General features: G+C 71.2%; 18 protein-coding genes. 14 read left to right on the plus strand and 4 right to left on the minus strand.

The window, feature by feature from the left end:
* Nucleotides 1-29 precede the first annotated feature (29 nt).
* On the minus strand, nt 30-917 hold the full coding sequence (locus NDW01_RS24420) for an intradiol ring-cleavage dioxygenase (RefSeq protein WP_252823868.1): 888 nt from the start codon (nt 915-917) through the stop codon (nt 30-32).
* Nucleotides 918-1,118: 201 nt separating this feature from the next.
* On the opposite strand from NDW01_RS24420, the gene NDW01_RS24425 reads away from it, so the two are divergent.
* On the plus strand, nt 1,119-1,463 hold the full coding sequence (locus NDW01_RS24425) for a YciI family protein (RefSeq protein ID WP_252823870.1): 345 nt from the start codon (nt 1,119-1,121) through the stop codon (nt 1,461-1,463).
* Nucleotide 1,464: 1 nt separating this feature from the next.
* A complete protein-coding gene (locus NDW01_RS24430) occupies nt 1,465-2,709 on the plus strand; it encodes an RNA polymerase sigma factor (RefSeq protein ID WP_252823872.1) in 1,245 nt (414 codons plus the stop codon).
* 57 nt (nt 2,710-2,766) lie between these two features.
* Here NDW01_RS24430 and NDW01_RS24435 read toward each other — a convergent pair whose 3' ends face one another.
* Nucleotides 2,767-3,048, minus strand: a complete 282-nt coding sequence (locus tag NDW01_RS24435) for a ribbon-helix-helix domain-containing protein (RefSeq protein WP_252823874.1) — start codon at nt 3,046-3,048, stop codon at nt 2,767-2,769.
* Nucleotides 3,049-3,155: 107 nt separating this feature from the next.
* Between NDW01_RS24435 and NDW01_RS24440 the strand changes: the two genes are divergently transcribed.
* From NDW01_RS24440 to NDW01_RS24460, 5 genes are all read left to right on the plus strand, one after another.
* Entirely contained in the window at nt 3,156-3,566 is a 411-nt protein-coding gene (locus NDW01_RS24440; protein WP_252823876.1) for a hypothetical protein, read from the plus strand.
* Nucleotides 3,567-3,585: 19 nt separating this feature from the next.
* Nucleotides 3,586-4,605, plus strand: a complete 1,020-nt coding sequence (locus NDW01_RS24445) for a hypothetical protein (protein ID WP_252823878.1) — start codon at nt 3,586-3,588, stop codon at nt 4,603-4,605.
* Nucleotides 4,602-5,324 carry an amino acid kinase family protein gene (locus NDW01_RS24450; RefSeq protein WP_252823881.1) on the plus strand — a complete coding sequence of 241 codons (723 nt, stop codon included), beginning with the start codon at nt 4,602-4,604 and terminating at the stop codon, nt 5,322-5,324. The genes NDW01_RS24445 and NDW01_RS24450 overlap by 4 nt, the downstream gene beginning before the upstream one ends.
* Nucleotides 5,325-5,414: 90 nt before the next feature.
* The gene (gene nucS / locus NDW01_RS24455; RefSeq protein ID WP_252778903.1) at nt 5,415-6,074 is read left to right on the plus strand and encodes an endonuclease NucS; all 660 of its coding nucleotides are present in this window, start codon (nt 5,415-5,417) and stop codon (nt 6,072-6,074) included.
* 45 nt (nt 6,075-6,119) lie between these two features.
* Nucleotides 6,120-6,518: a DUF3224 domain-containing protein gene (locus NDW01_RS24460; protein WP_252823883.1), complete on the plus strand. Its 399-nt coding sequence runs from the start codon at nt 6,120-6,122 to the stop codon at nt 6,516-6,518.
* Nucleotides 6,519-6,527: 9 nt separating this feature from the next.
* Here NDW01_RS24460 and NDW01_RS24465 read toward each other — a convergent pair whose 3' ends face one another.
* On the minus strand, nt 6,528-7,319 hold the full coding sequence (locus NDW01_RS24465; RefSeq protein WP_252823885.1) for an SDR family NAD(P)-dependent oxidoreductase: 792 nt from the start codon (nt 7,317-7,319) through the stop codon (nt 6,528-6,530).
* Nucleotides 7,320-7,435: 116 nt separating this feature from the next.
* Here NDW01_RS24465 and NDW01_RS24470 point away from each other — a divergent pair, with 116 nt between their 5' ends.
* The 7 genes from NDW01_RS24470 to NDW01_RS24500 all read left to right on the plus strand — a co-directional run bounded on the left by NDW01_RS24470 (nt 7,436) and on the right by NDW01_RS24500 (nt 13,896).
* Nucleotides 7,436-8,011: a TetR/AcrR family transcriptional regulator gene (locus NDW01_RS24470; protein ID WP_252823887.1), complete on the plus strand. Its 576-nt coding sequence runs from the start codon at nt 7,436-7,438 to the stop codon at nt 8,009-8,011.
* A 3-nt stretch (nt 8,012-8,014) separates the two neighbouring features.
* Nucleotides 8,015-8,812, plus strand: a complete 798-nt coding sequence (locus NDW01_RS24475) for a site-2 protease family protein (protein ID WP_252823889.1) — start codon at nt 8,015-8,017, stop codon at nt 8,810-8,812.
* A 90-nt stretch (nt 8,813-8,902) separates the two neighbouring features.
* Nucleotides 8,903-9,748 carry an ABC transporter ATP-binding protein gene (locus NDW01_RS24480; RefSeq protein ID WP_252823900.1) on the plus strand — a complete coding sequence of 282 codons (846 nt, stop codon included), beginning with the start codon at nt 8,903-8,905 and terminating at the stop codon, nt 9,746-9,748.
* Nucleotides 9,745-10,554: an ABC transporter permease gene (locus NDW01_RS24485; RefSeq protein WP_252823902.1), complete on the plus strand. Its 810-nt coding sequence runs from the start codon at nt 9,745-9,747 to the stop codon at nt 10,552-10,554. The genes NDW01_RS24480 and NDW01_RS24485 overlap by 4 nt, the downstream gene beginning before the upstream one ends.
* Nucleotides 10,555-10,559: 5 nt before the next feature.
* Nucleotides 10,560-11,720 carry a sensor histidine kinase gene (locus NDW01_RS24490; protein WP_252823904.1) on the plus strand — a complete coding sequence of 387 codons (1,161 nt, stop codon included), beginning with the start codon at nt 10,560-10,562 and terminating at the stop codon, nt 11,718-11,720.
* The gene (locus NDW01_RS24495) at nt 11,717-12,343 is read left to right on the plus strand and encodes a response regulator (RefSeq protein ID WP_252823907.1); all 627 of its coding nucleotides are present in this window, start codon (nt 11,717-11,719) and stop codon (nt 12,341-12,343) included. The genes NDW01_RS24490 and NDW01_RS24495 overlap by 4 nt, the downstream gene beginning before the upstream one ends.
* A 50-nt stretch (nt 12,344-12,393) precedes the next feature.
* Nucleotides 12,394-13,896, plus strand: coding sequence for an aldehyde dehydrogenase family protein (locus NDW01_RS24500; protein WP_252823910.1), 1,503 nt, complete (start codon nt 12,394-12,396; stop codon nt 13,894-13,896).
* Between the two features lie 24 nt (nt 13,897-13,920).
* Here NDW01_RS24500 and manD read toward each other — a convergent pair whose 3' ends face one another.
* Nucleotides 13,921-15,129: a D-mannonate dehydratase ManD gene (gene manD, locus NDW01_RS24505; protein WP_252823913.1), complete on the minus strand. Its 1,209-nt coding sequence runs from the start codon at nt 15,127-15,129 to the stop codon at nt 13,921-13,923.
* Nucleotides 15,130-15,134 lie beyond the last annotated feature (5 nt).

Raw genomic sequence — 15,134 nt, forward strand, 5'->3', positions numbered from 1 at the left:
GCACCTGGTGAGGCGGGTCGCCCGGGAGTTCACGGGGTGGCGTCGGGGTTGACGCCGATGACGATGGTGGCGAGCAGGCCGTGTGCGACCGGTCCGTTGCGCAGCGGGCGGAGGGTCAGGAGACCTGCGGATCCGCCGCTCCGGTAGATGCCGTCCTCCTCCAGGGTCGTCCGTCGCGTGGTGTTGACGGCGTACGGCCGGAGTTCGGCGATCCGCTCGGTGACGTTCTCGTCGAAGAAGAACTGGCCGGTGTGGGCCACGTGGCCGCCGGTGTACCTGCGGCCGACGACCTTCCCGTCGAGGTGGACCTTGGCGTGGATGTGGATCGCCCGGCCGATGTACCAGCCGGGATAGAGCGTGCGGAACTCCGCGACGCCGTGCCGGTCGGTGAGCTGCACGCCCCGGAGGAAGGTGAGCTTGTCGGTCGGCTCCGCGTGTCCTCCTCCGCCGCCCGGAGGCGGCGAGCCTGGCGGAGGGGCGGTCGGCGTGCCGGTCGGCGGTGGCCCGCCCGGACCGCCGCCGTTCGCGCCGCCCACGCCCATCGCCGTGTAGCCGGAGTACTCGCCGAGCGCGTCGCAGTGCCAGACGTCCAGCGCGGCCCTCGGGACGGGCGCGCAGGTGGACGCATCGACGACGGTGGCGCGCAGGATGAGGGGGACGCCGTCCTTGCGCTCGGTGATGTCACGGCGGAAGAGCTCGTAGTCGAGGTAGTAGGGGCCTTCGATCATCTCCGGCGCCAGCACGCACGCCGGGCTCGGGCCGCCGGGCGTACGGGTGGTGGAGGCGCCGGCCGCCGCGCGGCCCAGCGCGACGACCCCGGCGGCGCCGAGACCCGCACCGCCGAGGGCGGTGAGTGCCGCGCGGCGGTTCACGCCGCCGGGGTTTGGGGACTGCTTCTGCTGTTCTTGGTCGCTCATACGCTCGCCCACCTGAGTTGACAACGGCTATGACGATCAGTCGGCCCCCGCGTGGAGGACGCTAGGCGCGTCACGTGAGATTCCGATGAGAGCGAACTGAGAACGGTGAGATTTCCGCCGCCGTCTGTCGAACAGGACCAGGGCGATTCGTGTAGGGAGTGAGACACGGCAGAACGCCGGGTACCGAGGAGAGGACCTCCGATGAAGCAATACATCCTCACCGTGTACCAGCCCGACGGGGGCGCGCCGCCCGCCGCCGAGCTCGAGAAGATCATGCAGGAGGTCGAGGCCTGGAACGAGAAGCTCAAGGCCGCCGACGCCTGGGTCTTCACGGGAAGGCTGTATCCCGCCGACACGGCCACGGTCGTACGGCTTCGTGACGGCGAGACGCTCACGACCGACGGGCCGTACACCGAGGGCAAGGAGCACATCGGCGGCTTCACGATCATCCGGGCGGCCGATCTGGACGCCGCGCTGAAGTGGGCGGATGAGATCACCCGGATCACGACGCTGCCCGTAGAGGTGCGTCCCATGGTGAACGACTGACGTGTCCGCGTCTTCCGCCGCCGCGCAGGTCGAGCGGGTGTTCCGTGAGGAGTACGGCCGCGCGGTGGCCGTCCTGGTCCGCGTCTTCGGCGACATCGGCGTCGCCGAGGAGGCGGTCCAGGACGCCTTCACGGAGGCGCTGCGGCGCTGGCCGGCCGCCGGGGCACCGCCGAGCCCGGCGGGATGGATCATCACGACCGCGCGCAACCGGGCGGTCGACCGGTTGCGGCGCGAGGCCTCGCGCGCGGACCGGCACGCCCAGGCCGCCCTGCTGTACGCCGCCGACCAGCCGCCCGAGGAGGGCCCGGTGCGCGACGACCGGCTCCGTCTGATGTTCACCTGCTGTCACCCGGCGCTGGCGCCCGCCGCGCGGGTCGCGCTGACGCTCCGGCTCTTGGGCGGCCTGACCACCGCGGAGATCGCTCGCGCCTTCCTGGTGCCCGAGCCGACGATGGCGCAGCGACTCGTCCGCGCCAAGGGGAAGATCCGCGACGCGGGGATCCCGTTTCGGATCCCCGGCGAGGCGGACCTGCCGGACCGGCTGCGAGGCGTGCTGGCCGTCGTCTACCTGATCTTCAACGAGGGCTACGTCGCCGGCTCCGGGGACCGGCTGGTCCGGGAGGAGCTGTGCGGGGAGGCGATCCGGCTCGGGCGGCTCCTGGCCGAATTGATGCCGGACGAGCCCGAGGTCGCCGGCCTGCTCGCGCTGATGCTGCTGCTGCAGTCGCGCCGGGCGGCCCGTACCGCGCCGGACGGGTTCCTCGTCCCGCTGCCCGAGCAGGACCGGAGCCGGTGGGATCGGGACCTGATCGCCGAGGGGCAGGACCTCGTCCGCCGGTGTCTGCGGCGCGACCGGCCGGGGCCGTACCAGATCCAGGCCGCGATCAACGCGGTGCACAGTGACGCGCCGGACGCCGCCGCCACGGACTGGGGACAGATCCTGCGGCTGTACGACCTGCATGTCGCGCTCGCCCCGAGCCCGATCGTGGCGCTCAACCGCGCCGTCGCCGTGGCCGAGGTCGCGGGGCCCGGGGCGGCGCTCGCGCTCGTCGACGACCTGGACCTCGACCGGCATCACGTGTACCACGCCGTGCGGGCCGACCTGCTGCGCCGCCTGGGCCGTACGGGCGAGGCCGAGGCGGCGTACGAGGCGGCGATCGCGCGCACCGGGAACGCGGTCGAGCGCGACTTCCTGCGGCGCCGCGTCCGGTCGCTCACCGAGGCGTCGGAGCCCGACGGCCGCTGAGGAGCGGTCATTCCCCCGAGGGCCCCCGCTCGGGCCCGACGCCGCCGTCGAGGCGCGTCAGGCGAAGAGGATGCGGAGGCGCTCGGACTCTCCGTTCGCCAGCTGCATGCGGAAGACGGTGCCGCGCGCCGTCTCGTCGCTCAGGAACTTGAACACGGCGAGCGCCCGGCGCACGGCCTCGCCTTCGGTGATCCCGTGCTCCTCGGCGAGCGTCTCGGCGGCGGCCATGGCCTCTCCGGTCAACGAGATGCTCACACGATTTCTCGGCCGGCCGGTATGCGCGGAAAAGTCGCGATCTTCGCCTTCGTGGCTTTTGGTGCGTTCCAATGGCGTGATCATGAGTCAACCGTACGGGAATGGTGTCGAGCGCACAATGCTGAATACCACAGATCACGGTAACAGTGACGTTCCCTGCGGCACGTTCACCGCAAGTTTCGCTGCCATGCATGCCATTACCGCAGGTGATGTGGTTGCGAAGGCATGGTGAATACCCCATGATGACACGACATGCGCTGCCGAGGGGAGCGTCGAAGATGTCGTGTAACGTACCTCACCCGATCGAAGAGCCGGACCCGGCCGAGGAGTCGGAAATTCCGCGCGACGATCGCCCGCATTACTTGATCTCCGATCTTCCGAAGAACGGATCGGTGACGCGCGAACCCGACATCGACGCGAAGACGCGCCATCTGCTCGCGGTCATCCTCTCGACCTCGTCCTCCGCGACCCTCCTCCTCGTCGTGATCGGAGGGCTGCTGGGCAGGTTCGACGCGAGCCTCGTCGAAGGCGCCATCACGGCGCTGAGCGCCTCGGCCGGCCCCGTGGCGGCGTTCTTCTTCTTCCGCCGCAACCGCCCCTGACCCCCTGGGAGACCTCGTCATGCCGGAATCCACGCTCGACCCGATCTTGGCGGCCCTCAGCTACGAAGTGATCGAATGGCTGCGGTCATTCCGGTACGACCGGTCGTTCAAGGAGATCGCCGGCCGGTTCGGCAGGGACGAACGGACCGTGTCCCAGCAGCTTCAACGACTGGACCAGGCGTTCTGGGACACTCAGCAGGTCCATATCCTCGATCGGGAGTTCGGGCGTAAGACCTATCGGCTCACCAGAGCGGGTGAGGCATTCGTCAATCGCCTCGAGGTGATACCGGAGATGACCCGGGCGGCGATCGACGCCGCCACGACCGTCAGCCGGCGTATTCCCATTCTGTGCACTTCGAACTGCCTGTCCTATTTACGGGACCTCAGCGACGGGCTCGGAGTCGCCTCCGGCTTCAACATCGTCCCGGAGAGCCGGCGCACCGCCGACGTCGACCTCACCTTTCCCGAGAACGGCCCCGACCGGCACATCGGCGTCTGCCTCTCCTCGGCGATGATGTCGTCCGAACAGGATCCGCGGGTCGGGTCGATCGCCCAGTGGAACGAGCGGGTCGAGGTCCTCGTCCTTCGGATCGATCGGTTCAAACTGCTCTGTGTCGGTGACCGGCAGCCGCGGGAGCCGGTCACCGTTCGTGAGCTCGTCGAGGACGGCATGACCTTCATGACCCCGCGCGGCGGCGTCGTGTGGGACTTCCTCAATCGCAGCTTCCCCGGATGGTGGAAGCTCCGGCCGTTCCAGTACGTCCAGGTCGGCGACCTGGACTTCGGGCTGAGATGTCTGGCCAGCGGCCTGGTCGAACCGGCGGCGATGGTCGTCCACGGCGTGGAGCTGGAGGACCTCGAGTCCTACGGGCTCGACCATCCCCGTCTTCTCGACTTCGCCGTCGGCGGCTCACACCGGCTGGTCGCCATCACGGGCGTCTTCCGCGTCCGTCACGAGAACCCGGACGACCAGGACCCCTACGACCTGGTCTGGAAGACCGCCCAGTCGCTCTGGGCGGAGAAGGAGCGCACGCTGTGACCATCGCACCCCGCTACCGGCGTCTCGTTCTAAAGGTCAGCGGCGAATCACTGGGTTCCCGCGACGCTCCCCTCGACCCCGAGCGGATGGGAGAGGTGGCCCAGTCGGTCGCCGCCATCCGCGCCATGGGAGTGGTCGTCACCCTCATCGTCGGCGGCGGCAACATCTACCGCGGAGCCCAGGCCACCCGATGGCACCTGGACCGCCCGCAGGCCGACGCCGTCGGCATGGCCGCCACCGCGGTCAACGCGCTGCTCCTCGACGGCATGCTCGACACCATGGGCGTTCCCGCGCACATCTTCGCCCGCGGGCCCGCCAGCGGCAGCGGCAACCTCTACCACCGCGAAGAGGTGCGCTCCGTGCTCGCCAGGAACGAGGTCGTGATCCTGGCCGGCGGGATGGGCGTGTCGGGGTTCTCGACCGACGTCCCCGCCGTCCACGCGGCCATCGACACCATGGCCGATGTGATCGTCATGGCCAAGCACGGCGTCGACGGCGTCTACGAGAAGGACCCGCGTCGGCACTCCGACGCTCGCTTCCTGCCGTCCGTCACCGCGTCCGAGGCGCTCCGGCGGAACCTCCGCATCATGGACGCGAGCGCGCTGACGCTCGCCCGCGACCACGGCAAGACCATCCACGTCGTCGGCGCCGCCGATCCGAACGCCGTCAAGTACGCGGTCGAGGGCAAGGAGATCGGATCCATCGTCCAGCCGCTCTGAACGCCCGGACGCGCGCGGTCGCGTACGCCCTGCGGCCAAGGCGGGCGAACGCGCGCGGCCACGTACGCGCTGCGACTAAGGTGGGCGACCGTGCGCCTCGTCATCGCCCGGTGCAGTGTCGACTACGCCGGCAAGCTCACCGCCCACCTGCCCATGGCTCCACGGCTCATCCTGATGAAGGCCGACGGCAGCGTCTCCATCCACGCGGACGACCGCGCGTACAAGCCGCTGAACTGGATGAACCCGCCGTGCACCCTCAAGGAGGAAGAGGGCCGGTGGACCGTCACGCACGGCAAGTCCGGTGAGCAGCTGATCCTGACGATCGAGGAGATCCTGCACGACTCCAGCCACGAGCTGGGCATCGACCCGGGCCTGCAGAAGGACGGCGTGGAGGCCCACCTGCAGGAGCTGCTGGCCGAGCACATCACGACGCTGGGCGAGGGCTGGAAGCTGATCCGCCGGGAGTACCCCACGGCGATCGGGCCCGTCGACATCCTGTGCCGGGACGACAAGAGCGCGACGGTGGCCGTCGAGATCAAGCGGCGCGGCGAGATCGACGGGGTCGAGCAGCTCACGCGCTACCTGGAGCTCCTGAACCGCGATCCGCTCATCGCGCCGGTCCGCGGGATCTTCGCGGCCCAGGAGATCAAGCCGCAGGCGCGGGTGCTCGCCGCGGACCGTGGCATCGACTGCGTCACCCTCGACTACGACGCGCTGCGCGGCATCGAACGGGACGGCACGCTCTTCTGAGTACCTGACAGAAGATGGCAGCCTTTGGCGCCATGCTCATCCCCCATGAGCAAGCGAGTAGAAGGAACGTTCGTCCTCGACGTGTGGGACGCCGAGAAGCCCTACGACGAGCGTGACGGGGTCACGTGCACGCGGGTGCACGTGAAGAAGACGTTCAGCGGCGGCCTCACCGGCGCCAGCACCGCCGAGCTGACCACCGTCGGCACCGGGGCCGGGCCGGCCGCGTACGTGGGGATCGAGCGGTTCGAGGGCACGCTCGACGGCCGCACGGGCGCGTTCCTCCTCCAGCACAGCGCGGGGGGCGAGCGCGGCAGGCCGTGGCTGACCTGGAAGATCGTTGAGACGAGCGGCACCGGCGACCTCCGGGGGATCAGGGGCGAAGGCCAGATCATCGTCACCGAGGACGGCGGGCACTCCTACTCGCTCGACTACGAGCTCGACTGACTCCCCTCATCAGCGCTTGTCGCGCTGGCCCTCGGCGAGGGCCCGGGTGAGCCGGTCCGCGCCGCCCCGCCGCTGAAGGCGGGCGAACAGGCCCGGAGCCAGGCCGCCCAGCACCACTCCGAAGCGGACCGGCAGCGGGGCGACGTCGACCTCCGCGCGGTCCCGCTCGATGGCGCGGGTCACCGCGCGGGCGACGTCGCCGGGCGTGTTCGTGCCGAGGCCCGGCGGCAGGCTCACCCCGGAGTCGGCGAACATCCCGGCGTCCCGGATGAACCCCGGATAGATCGCCGAGACGCCGACGCCGTGCGGCCGCAGGTCCTCGCGGAGCCCGAGGGCGAGACCGCGCAGCCCGAACTTGGTCGCGTTGTACAGCGCGGTGCCGCCCGCCGCGACCTTGCCCCCGATCGAGGACACGAAGACCAGGTGGCCGCGCCCGCGTGCGGTCATCCCCTCCGCGGCCAGGCGGGCCATGACGACCGGCACGCGCAGGTTGACGTTCACCGCCCGGTCGATCTCCTCGAGCGTGAAGTCGGTGAGGGGCCCGCTCGCAGGCAGGCCGGCGTTGGCGACGAGGATGTCGACCGGACCGGCCTGCTCCATGAGGCGTACGGCCCCGTCCCGGTCGGAGAGGTCCGCGGCGACGGCTCTCGCGCCGAGCTCGGCGGCGAGGGGTTCCAGCACGTCGGTGCGGCGGCCGGTGAGCACCAGCGACGCGCCCTGCGCCGCCAACTCGCGCGCGATGGCCCGGCCGATGCCTCCGGTCGCCCCGGTGACGAGGGCGGTCGCGCCAGCGATCTTCATGTCGGCATCCTCCTCAGCCGCCGTCATCGGGCTCGCCGCGCAGCGTGTCCGTGCTTCGGCGCTACGCGGGATCCGTGTTCACATTCCCTCATGGTGGGACCGGTACCCTGCCAGGCATGCCGCAGGCCACCACCGACGTCCGGGAGCGGATCGTGGGCGCCGCCGAGCGCTGCTTCGCACGCTACGGCGTCGCCAAGACGACCGTCGAGGACATCGCGGCGGCGGCAGGGCTGTCCCGTGCGACCGTCTACCGCAGCTTCGCCGGTGGGCGGGACGAGGTGATCATCGAGGTCCTCCTCCGCGACCTGCGCCGTTTCCTCGACCGGCTGGCCGCCCGGCTCGGCACGCAGAGCTCGGTGTCCGACGGCATCGTCGAGGGCGTGGTGGACGCGGTCGCGTTCGTGCGCGGCGAGCCGCGGGTGGCCGCCCTCCTCACCCCCGAGGCCGCCGGGCACACCCAGACGGCCGTCGCCGGGGCCGCCCAGAGCGTCCTGCGCCTGTGCGCCGACCGCGTCCGGCCGTACTTCGCGACGGCCCAGCGGGAGGGTCTGCTGCGCGCGGACATCACGGTGGAGGGCGCGGTGGAGTTCCTGTTCCGGATCATCTCCTCGATGATCGTTCTCCCCCACGACGGCGATCCTCGGGACTTCCTGCGCGTCTATGCCGTCCCCGCCCTCACAGAGAGCACCTGATCGATGTCCAACGTAAGCGCGGTGCGGTCCGCCGTACGGCCCAGCCCGGCGTTCCTGTTCGTCCTCGGCCTGTTCGCCCTGTCCGGCCTGGCGGTCTGGCGGTACGGCATGAGCCCGGAGCGGACCGCCCGGCTGTTCCTCTTCCTGTTCGTGGTCAGCGGCTGGATCGTGTCGCTGTGCCTGCACGAGTTCGGGCACGCCTTCTTCGCCTGGCGGTCCGGCGACCGGAGCGTCGCGACCAACGGCTACCTGACGCTGAACCCGCTCAAGTACGGCGACATCACGCTGAGCTTCCTGTTGCCCGTGCTGTTCGTGCTGCTCGGCGGGATCGGCCTGCCGGGCGGCGCCGTCTACATCGACCGGGGGGCGATCCGCGGGAGACTCCGGCACAGCCTCATCTCGGCGGCCGGGCCGATCGCCAACCTCGTCTTCGCGATCGTCCTCGGCGTCGTGATCACCAACCTGGCGAAGGACCCGGCGCACCTGCTGTTCTGGACGGGGATGGCGTTCCTGGCGTTCCTGCAGGTGACCGCGGCCGTGCTCAACCTGCTCCCGGTGCCCGGCCTGGACGGCTTCGGCATCGTCGAGCCGTACCTGCCACGCCGGTGGGTCGCGCAGGCGAACAGGATCGGCGGGTACGCCTTCATGGCGCTGCTCGCGCTGCTGTGGATCCCGGCGGTCAACGACCACTTCTTCTCGCTCGTCTACCACCTCACCGACCTGTTCGGGATCGACCCCGACCTCATCGCGGTCGGTCACGGGCTCTTCCGGTTCTGGGAGAACGTCGGCTTCTCGGGCTGAGCCCCTCGATCCCGTGTCCACCGTTCGGTGGACACGGGAATCACCGGACCGCCGATCCCGGACCGGCCGGATCGCCGCGACGCTGGGGGCATGAACGAAACGGCGGTGCGGGTCCGGGGCCTGCGCAAGCGATACGGCGACGTCGACGCGGTGAACGGCGTGGACCTGGACATCCTCCGGGGCGAGGTCTTCGCCCTGCTCGGCCCGAACGGCGCCGGCAAGAGCACGACGGTGGAGATCCTCGAAGGGCACCGGCGGCGGACCGGCGGCGAGGTGTCGGTGCTGGGGGCCGATCCCGGGAGACCGACCCGGGAGTGGCGCGCCCGTCTGGGCATCGTGCCGCAGAGCTCGAACGAGCGGCCCGAGCTGAGCGTCCGGGAGATCCTCCGGCACTTCGCGGGCTACTACCCGCGGCCGAGGGACGTCGACGAGGTGATCGAGGCGGTCGGGCTGACCGACAAGGCGGGGGCCCGTCTCGCGCACCTGTCCGGCGGTCAGCGCCGCCGGGTCGACGTGGCGCTCGGCATCATCGGCGGTCCCGAGCTGCTCTTCCTCGACGAGCCGACCACCGGCTTCGACCCGGACGCGCGGCGGCGGTTCTGGCGGCTGATCGAGGGGCTGGCGCACGGCGGCACGACGATCCTGCTCACCACCCACTACCTGGACGAGGCCGAGGCGCTGGCCGACCGGGTCGGCGTCATCGCCGGCGGCCGCGTCCTCGAGATCGGCTCGCCGATGGAGCTCGGCGGCCGGGCGACCGCCACCGCGCGGGTGGCCTGGGTCGGGCCGGAGGGCCGGCAGTCGATCGAGACCGACTCCCCCACGCAGGTCGTCACCGAGCTGAGCCACAAGTTCGACGGCGAGGTGCCGGAGCTGACCGTCACCCGTCCCACGCTCGAGGACGTGTACCTCACGATGATCGGAGAGGGCCGATGACCGCCGTCGCCATGCCGTCCGCCGCACGGATCGGGCTGTCCCGGGGAGGGCTGGAGCTCAGGACGTTCCTCCAAGAGCCGCAGGCGGTGGTCTTCACCGTCGCGATGCCGGTCATCCTGCTGCTCATCTTCGGCACGATCTTCAAGGGCGAGGTCGGCAGTACGGGCGTCGACTTCCGGCAGTACTTCGCGGCCGGGATCATCGCCAGCGGCATCATGTCGACGACGTTCGTCAGCCTCGGCGTCGCGATCACGCAGGAGCGCGACGACGGCACCCTCAAGCGGCTGTACGGCACGCCGATGCCGAGGTCGTCCTACTTCATCGGCAAGGCGATCGCGGCGCTGGTCCTGTCGCTGCTGGAGACGGTCGTCCTGTTCGTGCTGGGGCACCTGCTGTTCGGGCTGGAGGCGCCGAAGACGCCCGAGCGGTGGCTGACCTTCGCCTGGGTGTTCGTCGCCGGAGTGACGGTCTGCACGCTGCTCGGCATCGCGGTCAGCAGCGTGCCGCGCTCGGGCCGCAGCGCGGCCGCCGTGCTGAACGTGCCCTACCTGGTCCTGCAGTTCATCTCCGGCGTGTACTTCACCTTCGGCGCGCTGCCGTCCGGCGTCCAGCAGGCCGGCGCGCTGTTCCCGCTGAAGTGGATCAGCCAGGGGCTGCGGTCCGCGCTGCTCCCGGACACGCTGCTGGCCGCCGAGCCGGCGCACTCCTGGGAGCACGGGCGTACCGGACTGGTGCTGGCCGCCTGGGGTGTCGCAGGGTTGGTCCTGTGCCTGACGACATTCCGCTGGAAGCGCCGCGACGGATGAGCACCATGTCCGCCAAGGACGCGTGGGACTGGGGACTGGGCCGATGGGAGGCGTACTTCGGCCTGGTCCTCGTCGCCACGATCATCTACGTGCTGAACGACCATCCGACGGCGACAGGGCTGGTCGCGGCGGGTCTCCTCCTCGCCCTGGTGCCGTGGTACGTCCTGTTCGGCCGGCGTTTCCTCGGGCGGGAGACGCTCGGCCCGGGGCCGTACGTTTACGTCGCCGGGCTCATCGTGCTGTGCGGCGCGGCGGCGCTGACGGCCCCGGAGAGCTCGCTCGTGCTGTTCGCGGCCTGCGCGCAGTGCTTCATGATCGTGCGCTGGCGCGAGAGCGTGGCCGCGCTCGTGCTCCTCAACGCGGTTCCGGCCGTACGCTTCGTGCGCGGCGGCGCCGACGCGGGGACGGTCGTGTCGTTCGTGGTCTGGACCGTCGTGGTGATCGGGTTCTCCGCCTTCTTCGGCCTGTGGATCGAGCGGATCATCGCGCAGAGCGCGGAACGCCGGGAGCTGATCCGGGAGCTGGAGACGACGCGGGCCGAGCTGGCCGAGGTGAGCCGGGAGGCGGGCGTCATGGCCGAGCGGGAGCGGATGGCCGGCGAGATCCACGACACGCTCGCGCAGGGCTTCACGAGCATCCTGATGCTGCTGCAGGCGGCCGACGCGTACGTCGGGCGCGACCCGGAGGAGGCGCGGCGGCAGGTCGGCCTCGCGGCGCGCACCGCGCGGGAGAACCTCGCCGAAGCACGGGCCCTGGTCGCCGCGCTGCCGCCCGCGCCGCTCGGCGGGTCGTCCCTGGACGAGGCGGTCGGGCGGCTGACGGAGCGGATGTCGGAGGAGCTGGGGGTGACGGCGGACTACGACGTCACCGGCCAACCGCGGCGGCTGACCGCCGGGGCGGAGGTCGTGCTGCTGCGGATCGCCCAGGAGGGCCTCGCCAACGTCCGCAGGCACGCGAAGGCCGACCGGGTCGAGGTGCGCCTCGCGTACGCCCCGGAGTCGGTGCGCCTGGAGATCCGCGACGACGGCGTAGGCTTCGGCCCCGGCACGGCGCGCGGCTTCGGCCTGCACGGCATGCGCGAGCGGGTCGGCCAGGTCGGCGGCACGTTCGACGTACGGAGCGAGCCGGGAGCCGGAACGATCGTCACGGTGGAGGTGCCCGCGTGATCAGGGTGTTGCTCGTCGACGACCACCCGGTCGTCCGCGAGGGGCTTCGCGGCATGCTGTCGGCCGAGGACGACCTGACGGTCGTCGCCGAGGCCGGGGGCGCCGCCGAGGCGGTCGCGGCGGTCCGCGCGCACGAGCCGGACGTCGTGCTGATGGACCTGCGCATGCCGGGCGGCGACGGCGTGGAGGCGACCGCGCGCGTCCTCGCGCAGCGCCCGCAGGTCCGGGTCGTGGTGCTGACGACGTACGACACGGACGCCGACATCCTCCGCGCGGTCGAGGCGGGCGCCGCCGGCTACCTGCTCAAGGACGCCTCACGGCACGACCTCGCGCAGGCCGTACGGGCGGCGGCGCGCGGCGAGACGGTCCTGGCCCCCTCGGTGGCCGCCAAGCTCGTGTCCCGGATGCGCTCGCCGGTCGAGCTGTCCCGCCGGGAGATCGACGTGCTGCGGCTGGTCGCCCGTGGCCGTACGAACGCGGAGATCGGCCGGGAGCTGCTGATCAGCGAGGCGACGGTGAAGACCCACCTGCTACGGGCATTCGGCAAACTGGGGGTGTCCGACCGGACCGCCGCGGTCACGGCCGCGATCGAACGGGGCATACTCCCCGCCCCCGGCCAGTAACGGGTAACTTACTGGACTACAGCCATCTCGTTGGGACAAAGGTGACGCCGTTGACCGCGACCGCGAGCGAGAAGACCGCCGAGACGTTCCGCTCCCTGAACCCGGCGACCGGCGAGGTCGTCGGCGAGCATCCGATCCACGACGAGGCCGCGGTGAACGCCGCCGTCGAGCGCGCCCGCCTCGCGTCCGTGTGGTGGGCCGACCTGGGCTGGAAGGAGCGCCGCGTCCGGCTGCTCAACATCAAGGGCGCCCTGACCCGGTCACTGCACCGGATGGCGACCCTGATCCACCGGGAGACCGGCAAGCCGGTGGCCGACGCCCAGCTGGAGACCGTCCTGGCGATCACGCACCTGGACTGGGCGGCGCGCAACGCCCAGAAGGTCCTCGGCCCCCGCAGCGTCTTCCCGGGCCTCGTCTCCATCAACCAGAAATGCGTCCTGGAGTACCAGCCCCTCGGCGTCGTCGGCGTGATCGGCCCGTGGAACTACCCGCTGTTCACACCCATCGGCTCGATCGCGTACGCCCTCGCGGCGGGCAACGCCGTGGTGTTCAAGCCCTCGGAGTACACCCCCGGCGTCGGCCTGCTGCTCGCCGAGATCATCTCCGCCGTCATCCCGGAGGAGCCGGTGTTCCAGGTCGTGACCGGCCTCGGCGACACCGGCGCGGCCCTCGCCCGCGGCGCCGTCGACAAGATCGCCTTCACCGGGTCGGCGCCGACCGCCCGCACGGTCATGGCGGCGTGCGCCGAGCGCCTCACCCCCATCGTCGCCGAATGCGGTGGCAAGGACGCGTTCATCGTGGACGCCGACGCCGGCCTCGACGAGGCCGCCGAGGCCGCCCTGTGGGGCGCGATGTCGAACGCGGGCCAGACCTGCGTCGGCGTCGAGCGGGTGTACGTCGTCGACCGCGTGTACGACGACTTCGTCGCCAGGCTGACCGCGCAGGCACGCGCGCTGCGGCCCGGCGAGGACCGCGACGCCGCGTACGGCCCGATCACGATGCCGGGCCAGCTGAACGTCATCAAGCGCCACGTCGACGACGCCCTCGCCCGCGGCGGCCGCGCGCTCGTCGGAGGCGCGGACGCGGTGAAGGAGCCGTTCGTCGAGCCGGTGATCCTGGTGGACGTCCCGGACGACTCCGCCGCCGTCCAGGAGGAGACGTTCGGCCCGACCATCACGGTGCACCGGGTGAAGAGCGTGGACGAGGCCGTCCGGCGCGCGAACGCCACGCCGTACGGCCTGGCCGGCGCGATCTTCTCCCGCAGCCGCTCGACGGCGATGGAGGCGGCCCGGCGGCTGCGCAGCGGCATGACCTCGATCAACGCGGTGATCGCCTTCGCCGCCGTGCCGGCGCTGCCGTTCGGCGGGGTGGGCGACTCCGGATTCGGGCGCATCCACGGGGCCGACGGGCTGCGGGAGTTCGCGCGCGCCAAGGCCATCACCCGGCAGCGGTTCGCCGCGCCGATGAACCTCACGTCGTTCAAGCGCACCGACAAGGACATGGCCAGGCTGCTGCAGCTGGTCAGCCTCCTGCACGGCAAGCACTACCGGTAGACGCGCGGTACGGCCGGCGGCGGCTCACCAGTCGTGCATGCCGCCGTCGGCCAGCCGCGCGACCGGCAGGTACTTCGGGTCGTACGGGTACCGCCGCGCGGCCTCCTCGTCGACCTCCACGCCGAGCCCCGGCCGGTCCGACGGCCACAGCATGCCGTTCTCGTAGCGGTAGCCCTGGTCGAAGACCTCGCCGGCCGGATCCCGGTGGCCCATGTACTCCTGGATCCCGAAGTTCGGAATGGCCAGGTCGAGGTGCAAGTTCGCCGCCAGGCCGACCGGCGAGATGTCCCCCGGCCCGTGCGAGCCGGAGCGCACGCCGTACAGGTCGGCCAGGTCCATGATCCGCCGCACGTGGGAGATGCCGCCGGCGTGGGTCACCGAGGTCCTGATGTAGTCGATGAGCCGCTCGGTGATCAACTCCCGGCAGTCCCAGATCGAGTTGAACACCTCGCCCACCGCCAGCGGAGTGACGGTGTGCGAGCGGATCAGGCGGAACGCCGTCTGGTCCTCGGCCGGTGTCGCGTCCTCGATCCAGAACATCCGGTACGGCTCCAGCGCCGCGCCCAGGCGCGCGGCCTCGATCGGGGTGAGCCGGTGGTGCACGTCGTGCAGCAGGTGGAACCCGTATCCGAACTCCTCGCGGACCCGCCTCATCAGCGTGGGGACGAAGTCGAGATACGCGGCGGTGTTCCAGACCTCCTCCGTGGGCAGCGTGCCGGAGGCGGGCTCGTACAGCTGCGAGCCGGTGTGCACCCCGTACGTCGCGTCCATCCCCGGGATCTTCGCCTGCACGCGCACGGCGGTGTAGCCGAGTTCGAGGTGACGCGCGACGTCGGCGAGGAGGTCGTCGACGTCCGCGCCGCTCGCGTGGCCGTAGACGGTGGCCGCCTCCCGTGCCCGGCCGCCCAGGAGCTCGTACACCGGCAGACCCGCGACCTTGCCCTTGATGTCCCACAGCGCCTGGTCGACCGCTGAGATCGCCGTCATCGTGACCGGCCCCCGCCGCCAGTACGCGCCCCGGTAGAGGTACTGCCACGTGTCGCCGATCCGGGAGGCGTCCCGGCCGGCCAGCAGTGGCAGGACGTGTTCGCGCAGGTAGGCGTCGACGGCGAGCTCGCGCCCGTTCAGCGTCGCGTCGCCGTACCCCACGACGCCCTCGTCGGTCGTCAGCTTGAGCGTGACGTAGTTGCGGCCGGGAGCGGTGACGATGACCTCGGCGTCCTTGATCTTCATGCGTC

This window comes from Actinoallomurus soli (assembly GCF_024055715.1).
In the GTDB taxonomy this organism is placed as follows: domain Bacteria; phylum Actinomycetota; class Actinomycetes; order Streptosporangiales; family Streptosporangiaceae; genus Actinoallomurus; species Actinoallomurus soli.